13 protein-coding genes are annotated in these 16100 nt (G+C 70.8%); 7 read left to right on the top strand and 6 right to left on the bottom strand.

The window, feature by feature from the left end:
- Nucleotides 1–124 precede the first annotated feature (124 nt).
- From BLR04_RS12370 to betA, 5 genes are read left to right on the top strand one after another with little or no spacing between them, the layout of a single operon-like run.
- The gene (locus BLR04_RS12370) at nucleotides 125–1183 is read left to right on the top strand and encodes a quaternary amine ABC transporter ATP-binding protein (RefSeq protein WP_090762883.1); all 1059 of its coding nucleotides are present in this window, start codon (nucleotides 125–127) and stop codon (nucleotides 1181–1183) included.
- Complete coding sequence (locus BLR04_RS12365; protein WP_090762881.1) at nucleotides 1180–3093, top strand: ABC transporter permease; 1914 nt, start codon at nucleotides 1180–1182, stop codon at nucleotides 3091–3093. Before BLR04_RS12370 ends, BLR04_RS12365 begins: the two co-directional genes overlap by 4 nt.
- Nucleotides 3090–4064: an ABC transporter substrate-binding protein gene (locus BLR04_RS12360; RefSeq protein WP_090762879.1), complete on the top strand. Its 975-nt coding sequence runs from the start codon at nucleotides 3090–3092 to the stop codon at nucleotides 4062–4064. Before BLR04_RS12365 ends, BLR04_RS12360 begins: the two co-directional genes overlap by 4 nt.
- Before the next feature lie 53 nt (nucleotides 4065–4117).
- On the top strand, nucleotides 4118–5056 hold the full coding sequence (locus BLR04_RS12355; RefSeq protein ID WP_090762877.1) for an ABC transporter substrate-binding protein: 939 nt from the start codon (nucleotides 4118–4120) through the stop codon (nucleotides 5054–5056).
- On the top strand, nucleotides 5053–6684 hold the full coding sequence (betA, locus tag BLR04_RS12350) for a choline dehydrogenase (protein ID WP_090762875.1): 1632 nt from the start codon (nucleotides 5053–5055) through the stop codon (nucleotides 6682–6684). The genes BLR04_RS12355 and betA overlap by 4 nt, the downstream gene beginning before the upstream one ends.
- Here betA and BLR04_RS12345 read toward each other — a convergent pair.
- On the bottom strand, nucleotides 6681–7442 hold the full coding sequence (locus tag BLR04_RS12345) for a TetR/AcrR family transcriptional regulator (RefSeq protein WP_090762873.1): 762 nt from the start codon (nucleotides 7440–7442) through the stop codon (nucleotides 6681–6683). The two genes, betA and BLR04_RS12345, sit on opposite strands and share 4 nt — an antisense overlap.
- Before the next feature lie 77 nt (nucleotides 7443–7519).
- On the opposite strand from BLR04_RS12345, the gene BLR04_RS12340 reads away from it, so the two are divergent.
- Nucleotides 7520–8464, top strand: coding sequence for an ATP-binding cassette domain-containing protein (locus BLR04_RS12340; RefSeq protein WP_245740197.1), 945 nt, complete (start codon nucleotides 7520–7522; stop codon nucleotides 8462–8464).
- The gene (locus BLR04_RS12335) at nucleotides 8461–9279 is read left to right on the top strand and encodes an ABC transporter permease (RefSeq protein ID WP_090762871.1); all 819 of its coding nucleotides are present in this window, start codon (nucleotides 8461–8463) and stop codon (nucleotides 9277–9279) included. The genes BLR04_RS12340 and BLR04_RS12335 overlap by 4 nt, the downstream gene beginning before the upstream one ends.
- A 54-nt stretch (nucleotides 9280–9333) precedes the next feature.
- Here BLR04_RS12335 and BLR04_RS12330 read toward each other — a convergent pair whose 3' ends face one another.
- The 5 genes from BLR04_RS12330 to BLR04_RS12310 form a co-directional block, all read right to left on the bottom strand.
- On the bottom strand, nucleotides 9334–9909 hold the full coding sequence (locus BLR04_RS12330; RefSeq protein ID WP_090762870.1) for a GTP-binding protein: 576 nt from the start codon (nucleotides 9907–9909) through the stop codon (nucleotides 9334–9336).
- Entirely contained in the window at nucleotides 9890–10198 is a 309-nt protein-coding gene (locus BLR04_RS12325) for a DUF742 domain-containing protein (RefSeq protein ID WP_342672270.1), read from the bottom strand. Before BLR04_RS12325 ends, BLR04_RS12330 begins: the two co-directional genes overlap by 20 nt.
- Before the next feature lie 80 nt (nucleotides 10199–10278).
- Nucleotides 10279–10701 (bottom strand): roadblock/LC7 domain-containing protein, encoded by a 423-nt coding sequence (locus BLR04_RS12320; protein WP_090762865.1) that lies wholly within the window; start codon nucleotides 10699–10701, stop codon nucleotides 10279–10281.
- A 21-nt stretch (nucleotides 10702–10722) separates the two neighbouring features.
- Entirely contained in the window at nucleotides 10723–13596 is a 2874-nt protein-coding gene (locus BLR04_RS12315) for a sensor histidine kinase (protein ID WP_176903043.1), read from the bottom strand.
- Between the two features lie 220 nt (nucleotides 13597–13816).
- Nucleotides 13817–16042, bottom strand: coding sequence for a [protein-PII] uridylyltransferase (locus BLR04_RS12310; RefSeq protein ID WP_090762861.1), 2226 nt, complete (start codon nucleotides 16040–16042; stop codon nucleotides 13817–13819).
- Between the last annotated feature and the right edge of the window lie 58 nt (nucleotides 16043–16100).

Raw genomic sequence — 16100 nt, 5'->3', positions numbered from 1 at the left:
ATGAGAGGTTGGCACGATCCAATGGCGTAACGCGCCAGGCGCATGGCGGTCTCCGGAAGGTCACGCCGTTGAGAATGCCGGTAATAACCTCATATGTTGAGCGACGGCATACGAGGAGGCGAGGGTGGGAGATTCTCCCGACAGCGCGGCAATCACGGTCGAGGGCCTATGGAAGATCTTCGGTTCCGGAGCGCAGAAAGTACTGGCCGGTGATGACCGAAATCTCGACCCCGTCGCGCTGAGGGAGAAGACCGGCTGCACCGCCGCCGTCAGGGACGTCTCCTTCGAGGTGCGTCCAGGCGAGGTCTTCGTGGTCATGGGCCTGTCAGGCAGCGGGAAGTCCACGCTGGTCCGCTGCCTGACCCGGCTGATCGAGCCGAGCGCCGGAGAGGTCAGGATCGACGGCGAGGACGTCCGCGCCGCCTCCCCCGCCCGGCTCCGCGAGATCCGCCGCCACCAGGTCAGCATGGTCTTCCAGCACTTCGGCCTGCTCCCCCACCGCAAGGTGATCGACAACGTCGCGTACGGGCTGGAGATCCAGGGCGTGCCGAGGCAGGAACGCCACGCGCGGGCCGCCGAGATCCTCTCGCTGGTCGGCCTCGACGGTTACGCCGGTTCCTTCCCCGACCAGCTGTCCGGAGGCATGCAGCAGCGCGTCGGCCTGGCCCGCGCGCTGGCCGTCGATCCGCAGGTGATGCTGTTCGACGAGCCCTTCAGCGCGCTCGACCCGCTGATCAGGCGCGACATGCAGGCGGAGGTGATCCGGCTGCACCGCGAGGTCGGCAAGACGATGGTCTTCATCACGCACGACCTGTCGGAGGCGCTCAAGCTCGGCGAACGCATCGCGATCATGCGGGCGGGCGCGATCGTGCAGCTCGGCACGGCCGAGGAGCTGGTGGGCGCGCCGGCCGACGACTACGTGGCCGACTTCGTCCGCGACGTGCCGCGCAGCCACGTGCTGACCCTGCGCTGGATCTGCCGCGCCCCCGAGCCGGGCGATCCGCTGGACGGGCCCGAGTTACCCGCCGCCACGCCGGTCAAGGACGCCGTCGCCGTCGCCTCCGCCTCCTCGCTGCCGATCAAGGTCGTCGCCGACGGCGAGCTCGCGGGCGTGGTGGACCGGGACGACCTGCTCGCCTTCCTCGCCGGGCAGGACCCCCATTCGGTGCGGGCGAACGCATGAGCAGCACCACCGTCAGCGCCTCCTCGGGGTTCCGCCTGCCCAGGTGGGCGATCCCGGCCGGGGCGACGATCGGGTTCGTGGCGGCGTACGTGATCTTCCGCGGCACGGCGACGCTGCCGCACGACGACGAGGCCCCGCAGTTCCTCGCCGTCACCGACCTGCGCGAGTGGATCGACGACCACCGCAACGACAACCCGTTCTTCCTGTACTTCCTCAACTACATCCGACTCGGCGTCGGCGCGCTCCACACGCTGTTCCAGACCGTCCTGTACGCGCTCGGCTGGCCTGGCATCACCGGCGTCATGGGCGCCCTGGCCTGGCTCGCGGGCGGCTGGCGGACCGGGCTGCTCGCGCTCGCCGGCGTGAGCGCGTTCGGCGTGCTCGGCCTGTGGCAGTCGAGCGTCGACACGCTGGCCCTGGTCGGCGTCGCGGTGCTGCTGTCACTGGTGATCGGGATCCCGGTGGGCGTGTGGGCCGGGCTGTCCGCCCGGGTGCGCCGTACGGTCACCCCGGTGCTGGACGTCATGCAGATCATGCCGACGTTCGCCTACCTGGCGCCGCTCGCGCTGTTCTTCCACATCGGCGCGCCGGCGGGCGCCATCGCGACGATGATCTACGCGATCCCGCCCGCCATCCGCATCACCGCCCTGGCCGTCGCGCAGGTCTCCCCCACCGCGGTCGAGGCGTCCACCTCGCTCGGCGCCACGCGGTGGCAGACGCTGTTCAAGGTGCACCTGCCGCTGGCGCGGTCCACGATGGCGCTGGCGGTCAACCAGACGATCATGATGGCGCTGTCCATGGTCGTCATCGCGAACCTCATCTCCGCCCCCGGTCTCGGCGGCGACATCATCCGCGGACTGTCGCGGGCACAGGTCGGCATCATGCTGCCGGCCGGCGTGGCCATCGTCGTCATGGCGGTGGTGCTCGACCGCATGACGCTGGCCACGGCGCGCAAGGACCCGCGCGCGAGAACCCGCCGGACGGACCTCGCGGTGGCGGGCGCGCTGGCGGCGGCCGGGCTGGCGCTCATCCCCGTGCTGCCCGCGGTCTGGCCGGAGAACGTCACGATCGATGTCGTCGCCCCGGTGAACGACGCCGTGCGCTGGGCCGAGGAGAACTGGTACGCGGTCACCACGGGCATCAAGGACGTCACCACGTACGCGCTGCTCAACCCGCTGGAGTCGCTGCTCACCTCGGCCCCATGGTGGCTGGTCGCCCTCGCGGCGCTGATCCTCGCCTGGCGGGTCAGCGGCGTCCGTGCCGCCCTGACGGCGCTGGCCTGCCTGCTCGCGATCGCGCTGCTCGGCGTGTGGGAGCACACCATGCAGACGCTGACCACGGTCACCGTCGCGGTGCTGGTCACGCTCGTGATCGGATTGCTCCTGGGGGTGGCCGCCGCCCGCGCGCCGCGCTTCTCGGCGATCCAGCGGCCGCTGCTGGACGCCGCGCAGACCATGCCCGCGTTCGTCTACCTGCTGCCCGCGCTCGCGCTGTTCGGCACGACCAGGTTCACCGCGATCTTCGCCTCCGTCATCTACGCCGTGCCGCCGGTCGTCCGTCTGGTCGAGGACGGCATCAAGGGCGTGCCGCCGACGGTCGTCGAGGCGGCCGTCGCCGCCGGCTCCACGCCCGGCCAGCTGCTGTGGAAGGTGCAGCTGCCCATGGCACGGCGGGCCATCCTGCTGGCCGCCAACCAGGGCATCGTCATGACGCTGGCCATGGTGGTCATCGGCGGCCTGGTCGGCGCGGGAGCGCTCGGCTACGACGTGGTCAGTGGCTTCTCCCAGCGAACGGACTTCGGCATGGGCTTCGTGGCAGGCGTCGCGACCGTCCTGCTCGGAGTCATGCTCGACCGCATCACGCAAGGCGCCGACAGGCGTACTTCCCCCCGAAAAAGGAAGATGTCATGAAAATTCGTCTGCTCGCGGGCATTCTCGTCCTCGGGCTCAGCGCGGTGGGCTGTGGCGGCGCCACGGTCGACACCTCGACCACCTCCTCGGCCCCCGCCGCCGGGTCAAGCGCCTCCGCCGAGCCCGCCGGGACCGTCAAGATAGCGATCAACCCCTGGGTGGGGTACGAGGCCAGCGCCCACGTCGTGGCGTACCTGCTCAGGAACGAGCTCGGCTACAACGTGGAGCTGCCGGAGATCAAGGAGCAGCTGTCCTGGGAGGGCTTCGAGACCGGTGACGTCGACGTCATCATCGAGAACTGGGGTCACCCCGACCTGAAGGAACAGTTCATCGAGCAGAAGAAGGTCGCGGTCGAGGCCGGCTCCACCGGCAACAAGGGCGTCATCGGCTGGTACATCCCCAAGTGGATGGCCGACGAGCACCCCGACATCACCGACTCCAAGAACCTCAACAAGTACGCCGACCTGTTCAAGACCTCCGAGTCGGGCGACAAGGGCCAGCTGCTGTTCGGTGACCCGTCGTACGTCAGCAACGAGGAAGCGCTGATCAAGAACCTCAAGCTGAACTACAAGGTCGTGGTCGGCGGCAGCGAGGCGGCCCTGATCAAGAGCGCCCAGCAGGCGCAGGCGCAGAAGAAGCCGCTGCTGTTCTACTTCTGGGACCCGCACTGGCTGTTCAGCCAGACCGAGCTCATCCGGGTGAACCTGCCGCCGTACACCGAGGGCTGCGACGCCGACCCCAAGAAGGTCGCGTGTGACTACCCCGAGATGGACCTCGACAAGATCGTCAGCAAGAAGTTCGCCGACACCGGCGGCAAGGCGTACGAGCTGGTCAAGAACTTCAACTGGACGAACGAGGACCAGAACGCCGTCGCCGACGACATGACCAACAAGGGCATGTCAGGCGAGGAGGCCGCCAAGAAGTGGGTCGAGGCCAACACCGCCAAGTGGCAGGCGTGGATCCCCAAGTGACCCCGGACGTGATCGCGGCCCCGTCCCGGGGCCGCGACCCGTGGAGACCTCTCATGATCCGTACGAAGACGCTCGCCGCGCCGCTGGTCGTGGCCCTGCTGCTCACCGCCTGCTCCAGCGGGGAGCCGGAGACCACCGCGACGGCCAAGGGCACCGTCAACATCGACGTCCACGGCTGGGTGGGGTACGAGGCCCAGGCCGCCGTGCTGGCGTACCTGCTCGAGCACGAGCTGGGATACAAGGTCAACCGGCGCAAGACGAACGAGGAGCAGTCCTGGCGGGATTTCGAGACGGGCAAGGTCGATGTGGTCGTCGAAAGCTGGGGCCACAACGACCAGAAGAAGGAGTACATCGAGGAGAAGAAGGTCGCGCTCTCGGCCGGCCTCACCGGGAACAAGGGCGTTATCGGATGGTACGTTCCCGAGTGGATGGTCAAGCGTTATCCCGATATTACGGACTACCGAAACCTCAACAAGTACGCCCACCTGTTTCGGACCGACAAAACTGGAAATGCCGGACAAGTGCTGGATGGAGACCCGACATTCGTGACGAATGACGAGGCTCTCGTCCGGAACCTCAAGTTGAACTACCAGGTCGTCTACTCGGGCAGTGAGGACGCGCTCATCAAGGCCGCTCAGGAAGCCACGAAGCGACGCACCCCGCTGCTCATGTATTTCTACGAGCCGCAATGGCTGTTCAGCAAGGTGAAACTCGTCAAGGTAGCGCTTCCCCCCTACGCCGTGGGCTGCGACGACGCTCCGTCGAAGGTCGCCTGCGACTACCCGCCGTACCTGCTGGACAAGATCGTCAGCAAGAAGTTCGCCGAGCGCGGCGGGCCGGCGTACGAGCTGGTGCGCAACTTCTCCTGGACCAACGACGACCAGAACGCCGTGGCCAGCGACATGATCAACGAAGGCATGACCGCCGATCAGGCCGCCGCGCGCTGGGTGGAAGAGAACAAGATCGTGTGGAAGGACTGGATCCCCCGTTGAGGTTCGACTTCGTCATCGTGGGCGGCGGCTCGGCCGGCTGCGCCCTGGCCAACCGGCTCAGTGCCGACCCTTCCACCTCGGTGCTCGTGCTGGAGGCCGGGCGTCCCGACTACCTGTGGGACGTCTTCATCCACATGCCTGCCGCGCTGATGTTCCCCATCGGCAGCCGCTTCTACGACTGGAAGTACGAGTCGGAGCCCGAGCCGTTCATGAACGACCGGCGCATCTACCACGCCCGCGGCAAGGTGCTGGGCGGCTCCAGCAGCATCAACGGCATGATCTTCCAGCGCGGCAACCCGCTCGACTACGAGCGCTGGGCCGCCGATCCCGGCATGAAGCACTGGGACTACGCGCACTGCCTGCCGTACTTCAAGAGGATGGAGAACTGCCTGGCCGAGCCCGGCACGCAGTTCCGCGGCGGCGACGGACCGCTGAAGCTGGAGCGCGGCCCGGCCCGCGGGCCGCTGTTCGAGGCGTTCTTCGAGGCGGTGCAGCAGGCCGGACACCCGCTGACCGACGACGTGAACGGCTACCGGCAGGAAGGCTTCGCCGCCTTCGACCGCAACGTCCACCGCGGACGCCGGCTCAGCGCGGCCCGCGCCTACCTGCACCCGGTGCGCGGCCGCCGCAACCTCACCGTGCGGACCCGCGCCTTCGTGGAGAAGATCCTCTTCGAGGGCGACCGAGCGGTCGGCGTGGTCTGCGACGGTGAGCGCATCGAGGCGTCCGAGGTCATCCTCTCCGGCGGCGCGATCAACAGCCCCCAGCTGCTGCAGGTGTCGGGCGTGGGCCCGCGCGACCTGCTGGAGCCCCTCGGGATCGATGTGGTGCAGGACCTGCCGGGCGTGGGCGCGAACCTCCAGGACCACCTGGAGGTCTACATCCAGCACGCCTGCCGGCAGCCGGTCTCGCAGCAGCCCTCGCTCGCCTGGTGGCGGCGGCCGTTCATCGGCGCCGACTGGCTGTTCCGGCGGAGCGGGCCGGGGGCCACGAACCACTTCGAGGCCGGCGGGTTCATCAGGTCGAACGACGAGGTGGCCTACCCCAACCTGATGTTCCACTTCCTGCCGATCGCCGTGCGCTACGACGGCACGGCCCCGGCCGGGGGCCACGGCTACCAGGTGCACATCGGGCCGATGTACAGCGACGCGCGCGGCTCCGTACGCATCAGGTCGGCCGACCCCCGGGAGAAGCCCGCCCTGCGCTTCAACTACCTGTCGACCGAGCAGGACCGGCGCGAGTGGGTGGAGGCCATCCGGCACGCCAGGAAGATCCTCGCCCAGCCCGCCTGGAGCGACCTGAACGACGGCGAGATCTCCCCCGGCCCGCAGGTGCAGACCGACGAGGAGATCCTCGCCTGGGTCGCCAAGGACGGCGAGACCGCCCTGCACCCCTCCTGCACCGCCCGGATGGGCACCGACGACATGTCGGTGCTCGACCCCGACACCATGCGCGTGCACGGCCTCGACGGCCTGCGCGTCGTGGACGCCTCCGCCATGCCGTACGTCACGAACGGCAACATCTACGCGCCCGTGATGATGCTGGCCGAGAAGGCGGCCGACATCATCCTCGGCAACACCCCGCTCGACCCCGAGCATGTGGAGTTCCACCGGCACGGCGCGCACTAAGCGCGACGGTTCACCAGCACCTCGATGCCGTCGAGCACGCGCTGCAGGCCGAACTCGAAGGCGTGCTCGGGGCTGTAGGCCGCGTTCAGCGCCTCCCCCGCCGCCTGCCCCACGCGGGCGGCGGTGGGGAAGCGCGCGGCGTCGGAGATCCGGCTGAGGAAGGGCGCGTGCGCCGCCCACCACTGCTCGTCGGTCATGCCCGTACGGCTCTCGGCCTGCGCCGCCTCCACCGCGCCCCGGGCCGCGCCGTGCACGAATCCGGTGACCAGCGTGATCACCGAGTCCATCTCCAGGTCCGTCAGGCCGATGCCGTCGACCGCGCGCAGCTCGTAGTCGTACTTCGCGGTGACGTTGGGCCCGAGCACCGGGCGGCTCGCGGCCACCTGCAGCAGCCACGGGTGGCGTAGGTACAGGGCCCAGTTCTCGCGCGCGATCTGCTCCAGCCGCCCGCGCCAGCCGCCCTGGACGTCCTCGGGGCGCTCGGTCTCGCCGTAGACGGTGTCGAGCATGACGTCGAACAGCTCCGGCTTGCCCGGCACGTACGTGTAGAGCGACATCGTCCCGACGCCCAGCCGCTCGGCCACCCGCCGCATGGACAGCGCCGCCAGGCCCTCGGCGTCGGCCACCTCGATGGCGGCCCGCACGATACGGGTGACGCTCAGCTCGGGCTTGCCCTTGCGGCTGGCGCGCTCACCGCTGCGCCAGAGCAGGGCGAGGCTGCGGGCGGGATCGCCCTTTCCTGAGTACTCCACGGTCACTCCTCGCACGGTACACCGTACGGTTGCCACGCATCTCCGTATGCTGTACGGTACAGCGTACGTCAAAGGAGAGAGAGGTGCATCGTTTGTCGGCGATAGTCGCGCGCGGCCTGCGCAGAACCTACGGCGGGACGACCGCGCTGGACGGCATCGACCTGGACGTGAGACCGGGCACGGTCCGCGGGCTGCTCGGCCCCAACGGCGCGGGCAAGACCACGGCCGTGCGCATCCTCACCACGCTGCTGCGCCCCACCGGCGGGCGCGCGGAGGTGGCCGGCTTCGACGTGGTCACCCACCCCCGGCAGGTACGCCGCAGCATCGGCCTGGTCGGCCAGCACGCCGCGGTGGACGAGCAGCTCACCGGGCGGCAGAACCTGGAGCTGTTCGGCCGGCTGTCGCGCCTCGGCGCCAAGGCGGCCCGCGCCAGGGCCGCCGAACTGCTCGAGCGCGTCGGCCTGGACCACGCGGGGCCGGTCAGCGCGTACTCGGGAGGCATGCGGCGGCGGCTCGACCTCGCCGCGGGGCTGATCCTGGCCCCCTCGGTGCTGTTCCTCGACGAGCCGACCACCGGGCTCGACCCACGCAGCCGCGCCGACCTCTGGCGCGCGGTGCGCGAGCTCGCGGCGGGCGGCACCACCGTCCTGCTGACCACCCAGTACCTGGAGGAGGCCGACCAGCTCGCCGACCGGATCACGGTGGTCGACGCGGGCCGGGTGGTCGCCGAGGGCACTCCAGGCGAGCTGAAGGCCAGGCTCGGCGGCGAGCGGCTCGTGGTGGTGGTCCGCGACGCCGAGCGGCTGGCGCAGGCGGCGGCGATCGTCGGCCGGGCGACCTCGGCCGCGCCCGAGGTCGATCAGGACACCCGGCGGGTGAGCGCCGGCGTCGGCACGGAAGGGGTGCGGGTGCTCACCGCGGCCCTGACCGCGCTGTCCGAGGCCGGCATCGAGGCCGAGGACGTCACCCTGCGCCGCCCGACGCTCGACGAAGTCTTCCTCGACCTCACCGGAGGTGACGCCCGATGACCGCCGTTCCCGTCACGGAAGGGCCGCTGCGACGGCTGGGCCTGGCCCTGGCCGACGGCTGGACGGTCGCCCGCCGCGACCTGATCCACTGGGCCAACCAACCCATGACGGTCGTCTTCGGGGTGCTCTTCCCCGTGATGATCACGCTGGCGTTCGGATACCTGTTCGGCGGCGCGGTCGACGTCCCGGCAGGCGCGGACTACTTCGCCTTCCTCATGCCCGGCATGTACGGCATGACGATGCTCTTCGGCCTGGGCTCCACCATGGTCGCCGTCGCCACCGACGCCTCCCGGGGCGTCACCGACCGCTTCCGTTCCCTGCCGATGGCCCCGTCGGCCGTGCTGGTCGGGCGGGCCGTCGCCGACCTGCTGCACTCGGTGCTCGTCCTCGCCGGCATGCTGGCCTGTGGCCTCGCCGTCGGCTGGCGGCCGGCCACGCTCTCCGGCGCGCTCGGGGCGGCGGGCCTGCTGCTGCTCCTGCGTTTCGCGCTGCTGTGGGCCGGCATCTACCTGGGGCTCGTCACCCGCGATCCGGGCGCGGTGACGGCGGTGCAGACCTTGGAGTTCCCCATCGGGTTCCTGTCGAACGCCTTCGTCGCCCCGTCCACCATGCCGGGCTGGCTCGGCGCCGTCGCCGAGTGGAACCCGCTCTCGTCGACGGTGGCGGCGGCCAGGGAGCTGTTCGGCAATCCGGGGTGGGGCGGCGACTCGTGGATCGCGCGCAACGCGGTGCCGATGGCCGTCGTCTGGCCCCTGGTGATCACGGCGGTGTTCTTCGTCCTCGCGGTCCGCCGTCACCAGCGTCTCGACCGCTGAGTGTGCGGCTGAGTGCGCGGCGCCCGCTTACGGGCGGGCGCCGCGAGGAGCTGTCTAGACGGGGGCGGCGCGCAGGCGCACGACGTGCTCGACCAGCGCGATCAGGGTCGCCTTGACCGACTCGCGGTTGCGGGCGTCCGTACGCACGATCGGCACGTGCGGCGACAGCGCGAGCGCCTCCCTGACCTCGTTGTCGGAGTGCATGAACTGGCCGTCCCAGCCGTTGATGCCGACGACGAACGGCAGCTTCGCCTCTTCGAAGTAGTCGATCGCGGGGAAGCTGTCGGCCAGGCGGCGCGTGTCGAGCAGCACCACGGCGCCGATCGCGCCGCGCACGAGGTCGTCCCACATGAACCAGAACCGGTGCTGGCCCGGCGTGCCGAACAGGTAGAGGATCAGGTCGCGGTCGAGCGACAACCGGCCGAAGTCCATGGCCACGGTCGTGGTCTGCTTGTTCGGCGTCATGCCGAGGTCGTCGATGCCGGCGGACGCGTCCGTCATCACCGCTTCCGTGGTGAGCGGGAGGATCTCCGACACCGCCCCCACGAACGTCGTCTTGCCGACGCCGAACCCGCCGGCGACGACGATCTTCGTCGACGTGAGGCCGGGGCTAGAGCCTGCGTAGTCCACTGAGCACCCTTTCGAGCATGTTGAGGTCTGGCTGTCCCTGGTTGAGGCGCGGGTGGTGGAGACGGACCAGCCCTTCGTCGGACATGTCCGCCACGATCACCCGCGCCACGCCGAGCGGGACACGGAGCAGGGCCGAGATCTCTGCCACCGACCTGAACGACCGGCACAACTGCATGATGGCCTCCTGCTCGGGGGTGAGCATGGCCATCTCGTCGTCCGGGATGGACATCGCCGAGATCAACGTCTCCATCGCGAGGTGATATCGCGGCTCGGATCGCCCGCCGGTCATCGCGTAAGGACGGAACAGGGGCTCGTCGTCCCCGGTCCCGTCAGTGCCGTACACGGCCCGCTCCCATCAGTCCCATCACATCACCGGCTCCTGGCTGCCTGCAGCTCCGCGCGCAGCGCGGGCGTCAGCGCCTGACCCGCCCTGTCTACCAACAAGGTCATCTGGTACGCCACCAGACCCATGTCACAATCCGGTGCGGCCAGCACCGTCAGCACGGAACCGTCGCTGATCGCCATGACCAGCAGAAGACCGCGCTGCATCTCGACGACGGTCTGCGTCACGGCGCCGCCCTCGAACACCCGGGACGCGCCCACCGTGAGGCTCAGCAGACCCGCGGAGACCGCGGCGAGCTGATCGGCACGGTCGGGCGGGAAACCCTCCGAGGCGGCCAGGCAGAGACCGTCGGCCGAGACCACGACGGCGTGCGCGACTCCGGGAGTGTTACGCACGAAGTCGGTGATCAGCCAGTCGAACCTGTGCGCCTCATGACTAAGGGTGGTCACGCATCCTCCCCGGCGGGACGCTTACTCACTCTGTTCCTCCTGTCCACGTACTTCCTGGCGGGCCCGGCGCACGCCCTGCTGGTAGCTGGACATCCGGCTGCGCATCCGGTCCGCTGAGACCGGAGGCGCCGGCGCCTGCTGCTGCGGCTCCTGGGCCGGCGCCGGCTTGTTGGCCGTGCCGGGCACCAGGTTGGCCTTCGGGGTGCGCTTCGGCAGCCCGGCGGCGGTGACGCCGCCGAGGCTGGGCTCACTGGCTTTGGCCGCCGCCTGCCATCCGGCGTCTGCGGCGGTTCGCCATGATTCCTCCCCTGAGGGTACGGCTTGCGCGGGCGCGTTCTCGCCCCCGTCGGCCGCCTGGGGCGCGGATCCGGCCCCCGGCCTGCGGAACCACGCCGACTCCACCGAGGCGAAGATCGGCAGGTACTCCTCCTGCTCCGGCTCCATCGGCGACACCTCGACCGACGGCGCCGGGTCCGGCCTGCGCACCACCTCGTTCGTCGCGTACGCCGGCGGGACCGGCGGAGGCGGCGGCGGCGTCTGGAACGCACCGTCGGTGGACGGGCCCGTGCGGTGCTGGCCGTTGACGGGCGGGAAGCTGCCCGTGTCGGGGAAGGACGGGTAGGAGCCGCCCTGGTCGAACCCTCCGAGCGGCCTGCGGCGGGGGCCGCCCGCGGCGTCGAAGCCGTTCACCGGGCTGCCCGGGTCGGAGTGGAACGCCCCGCCGAGCGACGGCCGCGGCGTGCCCGGCGTGCTGTCCTGCGTACGGGGACCCTGGCGGCCTGCGTCGAACGTGCCGCTGTCGTACGTCCCCGGGCTCTGGCGCGTGGGGCCCTGGCCGGTCGGGCCTGGCCTGGCGTGGCCGTTGAGTGAGCCGGGCCGCAGCGACGGGCCGCTCTCGAAGGAGTCGAAGCTGGCGAACGAGCGGAAGGTGCCGTTCTGGGTGGCCGGGGCGGGCGGAACGGTGCCGCCGCCGAACGCCGGCCGCTGCGGCAACGGCTGCTGCTGGGAGCCGTCGGCGATGAGCGTGGGCGGCAGCAGCACCATGGCGATCAGGCCGCTGCCGTCGCCCTTCCTGAGCTGCACCCGGACGCCGTGGCGCAGCGCCAGGCGGCCGACCACGAACAGGCCCATGCGGCGGGAGACCGACACGTCCACGACCGGCGGCTCGGCCAGGCGGCGGTTGGACTCGGCCAGCTCGTCCTCGGTCATGCTGATACCGGTGTCGGTCACCGACAGCAGCGCGCCACCGCCCTCGATGAGGCTGCTGGTGACCGTCACCTGGGAGCTGCTCGGCGAGAACTGGATGGCGTTCTCGACCAGCTCGGCGACGAGGTGGACGAGGTCGTTGGCGCAGCTGCCCACCACGGAGGTGGCCCGGTGCACCTTGACCTGGACGCGCTCGTAGCCCTCGACCTCCGACAGCGCGGCGCGGACGACGTCGACGAGCTTGGCCGGCTGGCTGCGCCGGCGGGTCGCTTCGTGACCGGCGAGGACCAGCAGGTTCTCGGAATTGCGGCGCATGCGGGTGGCCAGGTGGTCGAGCTTGAACAGGTCAGCCAGCCGGCCGCCGTCCTCCTCGCCCTTCTCCAGACCGTCGATGAGCGAGATCTGCCGCTCGACCAGCGTCTGGGTGCGGCGCGACAGGTTGACGAACATCGAGCTGATGTTGCCGCGCAGCTCGGCCTCCTCGCCCGCCAGGTGGACCGCCTGGCGGTGCACCTGGTCGAAGGCCCGCGCAACTTCGCCGATCTCGTCGTTGCCCTCGATGTCGATCGGCTGGACCTCGCCCACGGACGCGTCGCCGCTCACCCGGAGCTGGCGCACCACGTCGGGCAGCCGGAAACCGGCGATCTCCAGGGCCTCCGTACGCAGGCGGCGCAGCGGGCCGACCATGGAGCGGGCGATGGCCACGGTGAGGAGCAGGATGACGATCAGCAGGCCCAGGATGAGGGCCCCGGCGATGAGCGCGCTGCGCACCTCGGCCTCGCGCAGCTCGCGGCTGCGCAGGCTCACCTTGCCGGCCAGGTCCTGCTCAAGGCCGTGCAGCACCGCGATGACGTCCGAGTTGTTCTCGAACCACTGCTGGCGCTCGGCCCGGGCGGAGATCAGGTTGTCGGTGATGCGCGCGCCGGGCGTCCGGCCGCTGGCCAGCGTGATGGCGCGCGACTTGGTGAGCTGGATGTTGATGTACTCGGGCCGGGACATCAGCGCCTTGGACAGCTGGGTGCCGACCTCGACGCCGGCCTCGACGCCCACCGTGTCGAGGTCCTTCTGCTGGCGGGCGTTGGAGGCGATGAAGTCCTCGACGTCCTTGGCGTCCACGTTGGCCGTGTCGTAGGAGGCGCGCAGCAGCTGGACGCGCTGCCGGGAGATCTCCTCCTTGGCGGCGGTCAGCGCGCTGAGTGCGCGGAAGTCGCCGACGATCTGCGAGTCGTCGGACAGCAGTCCGAACTCGTCGTGCAGCTTGAGCAAGGTGTCGGCGAGGAAGTCGTAGCGGTTGTACTGGGTGGCGCCCTCGTCCCTGATCTTGCCCAGGCGGCCGAGGTCGTAGTCGGCCTGTTCGGCCGCCCGCACCACGCGGTCGCCGTAGCTGTCGTCGATCGTCGACAGGTCGGCCCGTACGGCCCTGGCCAGCGTGTCGACGGCGGCCTTGCGCTGTGCGACCTGCTTGTCCAGGCTCTTGCGCGTCGTCCGGTTGGCCCCGCTCCAACCGACGGTGTCGCGCTCGAGCCCGAGGGCCTGCAGGAGGTCGCGGACGCGTCCGGCCTTCTCGGCCGCGGACGCGGTGCGCTCATAGGCGTCGATGCTCTGCACCGACCCCACCACGCGGAGGCCGCCGAGCGCCACCGCCGCGATGGTGGGCACCAGGATGAGCGCGGTGAGCCGCCACCTCACGCGCCAGTTCCGCAGGCCGAAGCGTCGTAGTGGACGCTTCCCGCGATCAGGCTGCGCGGCCGGGCCGCTGCTGCTGTTCCCCGTAGTCACCGCTTCCGCTACCCCTCACTCGTCCCACCCGTAACGGCCAAGCCGTCACTCAACGTATCTGCAACACCTGCCTTATCAGGCATAACGGACAATATTGTTACAAACACGACCGACACTTGTGTGTCACTGGTTATCGCAGGGCGGCGAGGACCTGATCGCGAACGAGGCTCCGTTGGGCGTCATCGCCGAGCGGGCGACCAGCGCGGTCCACGACATAGAAGACGTCCACCGCCTCCGCGCCGAGAGTCTCCACGCGGGCGGCTCTCACGTCAAGACCGCAATCACCGAAAGCCCGTCCAATACGCCACAGAAGCCCCGGCCTGTCATGGGCCCTGACTTCCACCACGGTGGCCGTCGCGGAGGCGTCGTCGACCAGCGTCACCCGAGGTGGGGCCACGGGTACGCGAGACGGGCGGGCCGAGCGCGCACGACGGGCCAGCCTTTGCTCGATGTCAAGACGGCCGGCAAGGACCAGCCGGAGGTCCGACTCCAGGGTCGCGGGGTCGGGCGGCGAGCCGTACTCGGGGATGACGGAGAACTCGATCACGGCCGTCGATCCGGCGAACGCGGCCGAGGCGGAGCGGACGATGAGGCGGTGCGCGGCGAGCACCCCGGCCGCGCTCCACAGCAGGCCCGCCCGGTCGGGGGCGACCACCGTGACCGCTCCCCCGTTCACCCGGACGGCTCCGCCGCCGTGCCGCGCCAGCGCCGCCTGCCGCTCCGACAGCACGGGCGGTCTGGGCGGGGGCGCGCCCGCGAGCACCGACCTGACCCGGCGCACGAGGTCGGCGACGAGCCCCGCCTTCCAACTGTTCCAGGCCGCAGGTCCGGTCGCGTTCCCGTCGGCGACCGCCAGCGCGGCCAGCAGGTCGAGCACCTCGCGCGAGCCGACGGTGGCCGCGACCTTCTCGATGGTGACGGGGTCGTCGAGGTCGCGGCGGGTCGCCGTCTCCGGCAGCAGCAGGTGGTGGCGGACGACGCTCGCCAGCGTCTCGACGTCCTGCGGGGGCAGGCCGATGCGGGTGGCGATGTCGCGCACCACGACGGCGCCGGTCGTCGAGTGGTCTCCGGGCCAGCCCTTGCCCACGTCGTGCAGGAGCGCCGCGATCAGCAACAGGTCGGGACGGGAGACCTCGCGGGTGTGACCCGCGGCGTTGGCGGCCGCCTCGATCAGGTGCCGGTCGACGGTGAAGCGGTGGATGGGGTTGCGCTGGGGACGATGGCGGACGCGTTCCCAGTCGGGCAGCAGCTTGACGAGAATGCCCGCCTGGTCGAGCTCCTCCCACACCGGCACCGCGGCACGGCCGGCGCCGAGTACCGACACCAGGGCGTCGCGCGCCTCCTCGGGCCAGGGCACCGGCATCGGGGGCGACTGGGCGGCGAGGACGGACACCGTGGCGGGGGCCAGCGGCAGCCCCGACTCGGCCGCGGCGGCGGCGGCGCGCAGCACCAGCACCGGGTCCTTGCGCACGTTGACGCCCCTGGCCAGCACCACTTCTCCGCCCTGCTCGACAACGCCGTCGGCCAGCGGGCGGCGGCCCCGGGGGGCGGGGCCCGACAGCAGCTTGTCCACGGTGCGCCAGGTGCCGTCGAAGGCGTGCGAGACCGTCCTTCCCGCCTCGGCGAGCCTGCGCATGAGGGCCTCGGCGTCGAGCAGCCCGAGCATCCCGGCGACCGCGTCCTGCTCCTGCAGGACGAGCCGGTCGGCGCCGCGCGCGGTGACCAGGTGCAGCGCGTGCCGCACGTCGAGGATGAACTCGTACGCCTCACGGACGCGCGGTCCCGGCGCTGAGGCGACCCAGGCCGCGGCCACGGCCTGCATGGCCTGGACGTCGCGCAGCCCGCCGCGACCGTCCTTGAGGTGGGGTTCGAGGAGGAAGGCCAGCTCGCCGCTCGTCTGGGCGCGCTGGTCGGCGGCCTCGCGCAGCTCGCCGAGCCGGCGCCGGAAGTCGGCGCGCCAGCCGGCCAGCACCGCCTCCCTCGCCTTCTTCGTCAGCTCGGGATCGCCGGCCACGTGCCGGGCCTGGATGAGGCCGAGCACGGCCTTGAGGTCGTCACGGGCGACGGACACCGCCTCTTCGACGGTGCGTACGGAATGGTCGAGCTTGGCGGCGGAGTCCCAGATCGGGTACCAGACGCGGTCGGCGATCCGGGCCACGTCCGCCCGGCCGTCGTGGAGCAGTACCAGGTCGAGGTCGCTGGCCGGCGCCGGCTCGCCCCTGCCGAGGCTGCCGACGGCCACCAGCGAGACGTGCTCGTTGCCGCCCGCCGTACGGAGGAGGTCCCTGAGCCAGCGGTCGGTCTCCGCGGTCCGCTCCTTGCGGAACGCGGCGTACGAACGCGCGCCTCCCCTCACCGCCTGGCCCCCTCACCACGCTCTGCCGTCCGAGTGGGCTGTCTCAGCTCCGCGAGGA

The organism is Nonomuraea maritima (assembly GCF_900100395.1).
Lineage (GTDB): Bacteria > Actinomycetota > Actinomycetes > Streptosporangiales > Streptosporangiaceae > Nonomuraea > Nonomuraea maritima.
This window is presented reverse-complemented; position numbering and strand designations above follow the sequence as displayed.